Origin of the sequence: Streptomyces synnematoformans (genome assembly GCF_039531005.1) — a bacterium.
GTDB lineage: Bacteria > Actinomycetota > Actinomycetes > Streptomycetales > Streptomycetaceae > Streptomyces > Streptomyces synnematoformans.
Map to the genome: position 1 here is coordinate 22,706 of NZ_BAAAPF010000052.1, position 6,205 is coordinate 28,910.

At 76.5% G+C, this 6,205-nt stretch carries 6 protein-coding genes; 4 read left to right on the top strand and 2 right to left on the bottom strand.

Annotated elements, in window-relative coordinates:
* The first annotated feature begins 36 nt into the window (after positions 1-36).
* From ABD317_RS11700 to ABD317_RS11710, 3 genes are all read left to right on the top strand, one after another.
* Positions 37-1,215: a hypothetical protein gene (locus ABD317_RS11700; protein ID WP_344289707.1), complete on the top strand. Its 1,179-nt coding sequence runs from the start codon at positions 37-39 to the stop codon at positions 1,213-1,215.
* 58 nt (positions 1,216-1,273) lie between these two features.
* Positions 1,274-2,428, top strand: a complete 1,155-nt coding sequence (locus ABD317_RS11705; RefSeq protein WP_344289708.1) for a CobW family GTP-binding protein — start codon at positions 1,274-1,276, stop codon at positions 2,426-2,428.
* Positions 2,429-2,543: 115 nt separating this feature from the next.
* Complete coding sequence (locus tag ABD317_RS11710; RefSeq protein ID WP_344289709.1) at positions 2,544-3,725, top strand: hypothetical protein; 1,182 nt, start codon at positions 2,544-2,546, stop codon at positions 3,723-3,725.
* A gap of 31 nt (positions 3,726-3,756) precedes the next feature.
* On the opposite strand, the gene ABD317_RS11715 is transcribed toward ABD317_RS11710, so the two are convergent.
* Positions 3,757-4,089 (bottom strand): hypothetical protein, encoded by a 333-nt coding sequence (locus tag ABD317_RS11715; protein ID WP_344289710.1) that lies wholly within the window; start codon positions 4,087-4,089, stop codon positions 3,757-3,759.
* Positions 4,090-4,258: 169 nt separating this feature from the next.
* Between ABD317_RS11715 and ABD317_RS11720 the strand changes: the two genes are divergently transcribed.
* Entirely contained in the window at positions 4,259-5,152 is an 894-nt protein-coding gene (locus tag ABD317_RS11720; RefSeq protein ID WP_344289711.1) for an LLM class flavin-dependent oxidoreductase, read from the top strand.
* A gap of 4 nt (positions 5,153-5,156) precedes the next feature.
* Here ABD317_RS11720 and ABD317_RS11725 read toward each other — a convergent pair whose 3' ends face one another.
* On the bottom strand, positions 5,157-6,140 hold the full coding sequence (locus ABD317_RS11725; protein WP_425582335.1) for a serine hydrolase: 984 nt from the start codon (positions 6,138-6,140) through the stop codon (positions 5,157-5,159).
* Positions 6,141-6,205 lie beyond the last annotated feature (65 nt).

Below are 6,205 nucleotides of genomic sequence, written 5' to 3' on the forward strand. Positions count from 1 at the left end.
CTGGGCGAGCAGCCTGTCCAGGGGAGGAGAACACACATGCGCAGACGCAGCTTTGTCAGCGGATTAGCCGTCACGACCGCCGCCACCGGGGTCGGACTCACCGCCGCCGGCCACGGCGCCGCCGCGACCGGCCGGCAGGCCGAGCCCACCCTGCCCTCCGCCGGCTTCTGGCGGGAGGTGCCCGTACCGGCGGGTGAACCCGCCGCCCTGCTCCACGCGATCGCCGCCGGACCCGGGCCCGGCCTCGCCTGGGCCGTGGGCGAGGAGGCCCGCAGCGGCTCCACCGCGGGCCGCCCCCTCGCCCGTACCTGGGACGGCTCCGCCTGGCAGCACACCGACGTCTCGCACCTCGCGTTCAGCGGCAGCATCCGCAGCGTCGCCGCCGTCCCCTACCTCCCCTCCGACCCCGCGGTCGAGGTCGCGGCCTGGGCCGTCGCCTATGACCGCGCGGGCGGCGACCACCTCCTCGCCTGGAACGGCGACACCTGGCGCGAACACGACTTCCCCGGCCGCGGCGAGGACGGCACCGAGCTGTGGGCCGTCGCCGTCGCCCCCGACGGCACCCTCCGGATCTCCGGGGCCCGCGCCGGCGCCTCCCGGGTGCTGGCCTCCGGCGACCCCGCGGGCACCCGCTGGGACTGGTCGCCCGGACTGCCGACGGCCGACGGCACCTCTCCCAGCCTGTGGAACGTCCACGTCGACGCCGACGGTGCCACCTGGGTCTCCGGCGGGCTCGTCGTGGCCCGCTACGACCGTTCCTGGCACGTCCTGCCCGAACTCTTCGGCCTGCGCCTCTCCGTCACCGACCTGCTTCCCGTCGCCCCCGACGACATCTGGCTCACCGGCCACGACCACGGCGCCGGCGGCCCGCCCGGCAAGCCGCCTGCCGTTGTCCTGCGCCACTACGACGGCACGGCGTGGAGCGACGTCGCCGCCCCCTTCACCGTCGGCTCCCTCGGTGCCATCGCGCCCGACGCCGCCGGGCAGCCCGCCGTCATCGCCGGCTGGGACTACCGGGACCCCGGCAGCGCCCACTACCTCCGCTGGAACGGCACCGCCTGGACCAGCGAGCGCGGCCCGGCCGGTACGGACGGCGTGACCCCGCTGATGTCCGCGCTCGCCCGCATACCGGGCACGGCCGGCTTCTGGTCGGCGGGCACCACCGCGCAGTCGCCGTACCCGCCCGCCCAGGCCCGTATCGAGCGCTACGGCTGACGGTCCCGGCCGCTACGCTGGACGCCGGCAGAACGGACGGTGCCGGGGAGGGTGGCCGGTGGGCAGCGGACGGATCCCCGTCGTCGTACTCGCGGGGTTTCTGGGCTCCGGCAAGACCACCCTCCTCAACCGGCTGCTGCGCAACAGCGGCGGCAGCCGGATCGGCGCCGTCGTCAACGACTTCGGCAGCATCGAGATCGACGCCATGGCCGTCGCCGGCCAGGTCGACTCGATGGTCTCCTTCGGCAACGGCTGCCTGTGCTGCGCCGTCGACACCGCCGAGCTGGACGCCTACCTCGACCGGCTCGCCGGCACCGGCCGGATCGACGTCATCGTCGTCGAGGCCAGCGGCCTCGCCGAGCCGCAGGAACTCATCCGCATGGTGCTGGCCAGCGAGAACGACCGCATCGGGTACGGAGGGCTGGTCGAGGTCGTGGACGGCGCCGAGTTCGCCGCCACCCGCGAGCGGCACCCCGAGATCGAGCGCCATCTCGCCGTCGCCGACCTCGTCGTGCTCAACAAGACCGACCGCATCGACGACGGCGAACGACGCCGCGTCCGGGAGGCGATCGGGGAGCTGAGCCCCGGCACGCCCGTGGTGGCGACGGCGTACGGGCGGGTGGACCCGGAGCTGTTCTTCGACCCGAGGGGCGGCGACGACGGCCCCGGCGCGTCCGCGGCGCCCCGCCACCGCCAGCTGTCCTTCGCCGACCTCGACACCCCTGACCCCGACACCGCGGACCCCGACACCCACGGCAGCGGCGACGACCACAGCGCGCACCTCCACGCCGCGTACGAGAGCGTCGAGTTCACCACCGACCAGCCCGTCAGCCCGCGTCGCCTGCTGGACTTCCTCGACACCCGCCCCGCCGGCCTCTACCGCGTCAAGGGCTTCGTCCACTTCGGCGTCCCCGGCCACCCGCAGAAGTACGGGCTGCACGCGGTCGGCCGCTTCCTGCGCTTCCGTCCCACCCGCTGGGGCCGCGGCGAGGAGCGGGCCACCCGGCTGGTGCTGATCGGCTCGGGGATCGACGCGGACGCCGTACGCAAGGAACTCGACGCCTGCCGCGGCCACTCGCCGCGGGACGTGGGCGAGGACGCGATGTGGGGAGTGCTGCGGTACGTGGACGGAGACCCCGACCCCGACCTCGGCCCTGACCTCGGCCCTGACCTCGGCCCTGACCTCGGCCCGGACACCGAGCCCGGCGCGTAGCCGGTTCCGCGGGAGGCCGCCCGGGTTCAACCGCCCGTTGCGGGACAGAAAGTCTGCGGGCCACCGGACACGGCAGGCTGGCCCGCGTCGCGCATCCGACCGAGAGGGATCCCGCATGAGCACGCTGAGCCGTCGCGCCCTGGTCACCGGGGCGTCCGCCGCCGGCCTCACCCTGGCGCTGTCCGACCCCGCCTCCGCCGACCCCGCCTCCGCCGACCCCGACCCCGCCGCCGACGCACCCGACGCCGCCGGCGCCCCCGTCGCGTACGCCGCCTTCCGCCTCGTACGCCTCCGCCCCGGCGACCCGGCGGTGCCCGAGGTGACGCTCCCCGACGGCTACGAGTTCCTGCCCGGCGACCGCTACCACGTCGCCAGCCGCGCCGAGTACTACTCCTTCGTCCGCGGCCCCGCCGCCCCCGGCGGCATCGAGGTCTCCGTCCGCTGGCCCGGCGTGCCGGTCGCCGCCGTCGTGCACATGGACACCCGGCTGCGTCTCAGACGCGACCGCGCCGACCGCCACCGCTTCGCCTTCACCCTCCCCGTCACCCGGCCCTCCGCCGACGCCAACCAGCCCACCCTGCAGATCTGGAGCCACCCCGACGTCTCGCCGGGCATGTACTACAAGCTCGACCACAACGACCCGGACCGCGTCGCCGGCCCCTGGACGACCGTCGCGTGGCCCGCGACCGAGGCCCGTTCGCAGCTCCACCAGCTCGTCGCCGCGCACCGCATCCTCGTCGACTCCGGCCTGAAGGCCACCGCGGCGGGCAAGGGGCACCGCTGGTTCGTCGCCGGCTTCGAGACGAACAACACCCTGCACGCCGACAACCCGCCCCACTGGCACATCTCGTACAACTCCGGCCCCGACTTCGGCTCGCCCACCCACAACACCCACTTCTGGCTCGACGCCGACGCCCGCAACTTCTACAACGGCATGGACGTCACCGGCCTCGGCCGCCTGCGCCACTACGTCGGCGACCCGGCCCGCCTCTACGACTTCGCCGGCGACGCCAACGACGGCCGCGGCGAACTCGTCGCGACCATGACCATCCGCGAGGACGGCGGCCTCGACATCGCCCCGCCCGCCGGCCCCGCGTACGCCATCGCGGCGGGCCGCGACGGCACGCTGGCCGAGGAGGTCACGGTCGAGCGCGCCGGCCGCCCCTGGCTGCGCGTCGCGACCGAGGACCACTACCGCGTCGGCGTCATGACCGTCCGCACCCGGGGCCTGCGCCACCCCGCGGACAGCGACGTCACGGTCCTGCGCTACGACCCCCTCACGGGCGTCCTCGCCTGACCCCGCCGCCCGCCCCCGGGGGGACGGGCGGTCAGATCCCCGACCCGTACCCGGGGTCGGGCGGCCGGCGCGGCGACCACCACTCGGTGAGCCCCCACACCCCCAGCCCCAGCGCCGCGACGGCCGCGAGCGCCACCACCCAGGGCCGCCGCACCCACCGCAGCCCCAGCACCCAGACGCCCAGCGGCAGCAGGGCCCCGCCGAGGACGACGAGCGGCAGGTCGACGTAGAGCACGCTCAGGTCGCGGGCGTGGCCCTCGAACCCGCCGTCGACGCTGACCGCCGCCCGCGGCGCCCACGCGACCGGCGCGGCCGCCGCCCCGAGCAGCGCTAGCAGACACCCGCCCGCTCCGACGTCCCGCACCCGCGCCCCTTCGCCACCCATGCCGCAACAGACGCACCCGCCCCGGCGGGAGGTTCCCGCACCACCGGTCACCGACCCCCGGCACCGCGCCCGGCACCCCCGCCACCGCGCCCGGCACCCCCGCCACCGCGCCCCTGCGCCCCCGCAACGCGGGCCGTAGGGTCGCGGTATGCGACTGAGCACCCTGATCCTGCCGATCCTGCGGTGGCACTCCGGCGGCCGTGCACGATGGCAGCGGGCGGAGGAGCTGGGCTTCTCCACCGCGTACACCTACGACCACCTCTCCTGGCGCACGTTCCGCGACGGCCCCTGGTTCGGCGCCCTGCCGACCCTGACCGCCGCTGCCGCCGCGACCGACCGGCTCCGCCTCGGCACGCTCGTCACCTCGCCCAACTTCCGGCACCCGGTCACGCTGGCCAAGGAGCTGATCACGCTGGACGACGTGTCCGGCGGGCGGATGACGCTGGGGATCGGCGCGGGCGGTTCCGGGTTCGACGCGACCGCGCTGGGGCAGCAGCCGTGGCCGGTGCGGGAGCGGACGGAGCGGTTCGGGGAGTTCGTGCCGCTGCTGGACACCCTGCTGACGCAGGACACGACGTCGTACGCGGGCACGTACTACGCGGCGCACGAGGTGCGGACGATCCCCGGGTGCGTGCAGCGCCCGCGGCTGCCGTTCGCCGTGGCCGCCACCGGGCCGCGCGGGATGCGGCTGGCCGCGCGCTACGGCCAGGCGTGGGTGACGACCGGCGACCCCCGGACCTCCGCGACCGGCACCGCCGCCGACTCGCTGGCGGCCGTCCGCACCCAGGTCGACCGCCTCGCCGAGGCGGGGGCCGCGGTGGGCCGGGACACCGCGGCGATGGAGAAGGTGCTGCTCGCCGGCTTCACCCCGGACCGGCCGCTGGACTCCCTCGACGCCTTCGTCGACTTCGCCGGCAGGCACGCCGCCCTCGGCTTCACCGAGATCGTGCTGCACTGGCCCGTCCCGGACTCCGTCTTCGCCGCCGACGAGCGGGTCTTCGAGCGCATCGCCGTCGAGGCGCCGGCGCAGCTGGCGGGTTGAGCGGTCACGGGGCGCGCAGGGCGTCCACGGCCAGGCGGGCCGCGGTGCCGATGACCGCGTCGGCCGCCGGGAGGGTGACGGCCGTCGCGGCGGCGCGGGTGCAGACGGCGACCGCGTAGCGGCCGCCGTCCGGGTACTCCACGACGCCGATCTCGTGGCGCAGCGTCGGCAGGGTGCCGGTCTTGCCGCTGACCCGCACGTCGTCGAAGGGGAAGCCGGACGCCAGCCGGTGGCCCCAGGTCTGGGTGCCCAGCGTGCGGCGCAGGTCGGCGGCGTACGCGCCGGTGCACACCTCGTCGCGCCAGACGGCGGCGAGGAGGGCGGTGAGTTCGCGCGGGGTGGAGCGGTTGGTGCGGGCCGGGTCGAGGGCGCGGAGGCGGGCGACGCGGGCGGGGTCGAGGAGCGCGGCGGCGCCGCCGTCGCCGGCGTCCTCGGCGAGCGCGGCGTAGAGGTCGCGTACCTTCTGCACGGCGGTGGTGCGGGTCAGCCCGAGGCCGGCCATGGTGCGGTTGACGGCGTCGATGCCGACGGTGTCCCACAGCACGTCGGCGGCCGTGTTGTCGCTGACGGAGACCGCGAGCACGGCCAGGTCGCGCAGCGACAGCCGGGCGGCGTCGCGCATGGCGCCCAGCCCGGTCGGCCCCGGGGTGCGGCCGGCGGCGGGGATGTCGACGGGGGCGGCGAGGTCGACGCGGCCGTGTTCGGCCTCGCGGTAGAGGGTGGCGAGGAGGCAGACCTTGTGCACGCTGGCCGTGCTGACCGGGGTGTCGGCGGCCACGGCGAGGTCGGCGCCGGTGTCGATGTCGCGGGCGTGTAGCCGGCCGGTGACCCCGGCGTCCGCGAATGCCTGCCGGATGCGGGACCGGGGCGCGCGGTGGGCGCCCGGCCGGTCGTCCGCGGGGCGCGGCGGCCGCCCGGGCGGTCGACCGGGCCGCGGCTGCCGCTGCGGGGGCGGCGGGGCCGGGGGCGGCGGCGGGGCGGGGGTCACAGCGGGGACTCCGATGCGGGGCGGGGGGGGACGGCCGGGGCGGGGGCGGGGCGCATGGCGGCGTG

Excerpts from the sequence above, each read along its gene's own strand:
- ABD317_RS11700 (WP_344289707.1), top strand. The coding sequence starts at position 37 with ATGCGCAGACGCAGCTTTGTCAGCGGATTAGCCGTCACGACCGCCGCC.
- ABD317_RS11710 (WP_344289709.1), top strand. The coding sequence starts at position 2,544 with ATGAGCACGCTGAGCCGTCGCGCCCTGGTCACCGGGGCGTCCGCCGCC.
- ABD317_RS11720 (WP_344289711.1), top strand. The coding sequence starts at position 4,259 with ATGCGACTGAGCACCCTGATCCTGCCGATCCTGCGGTGGCACTCCGGC.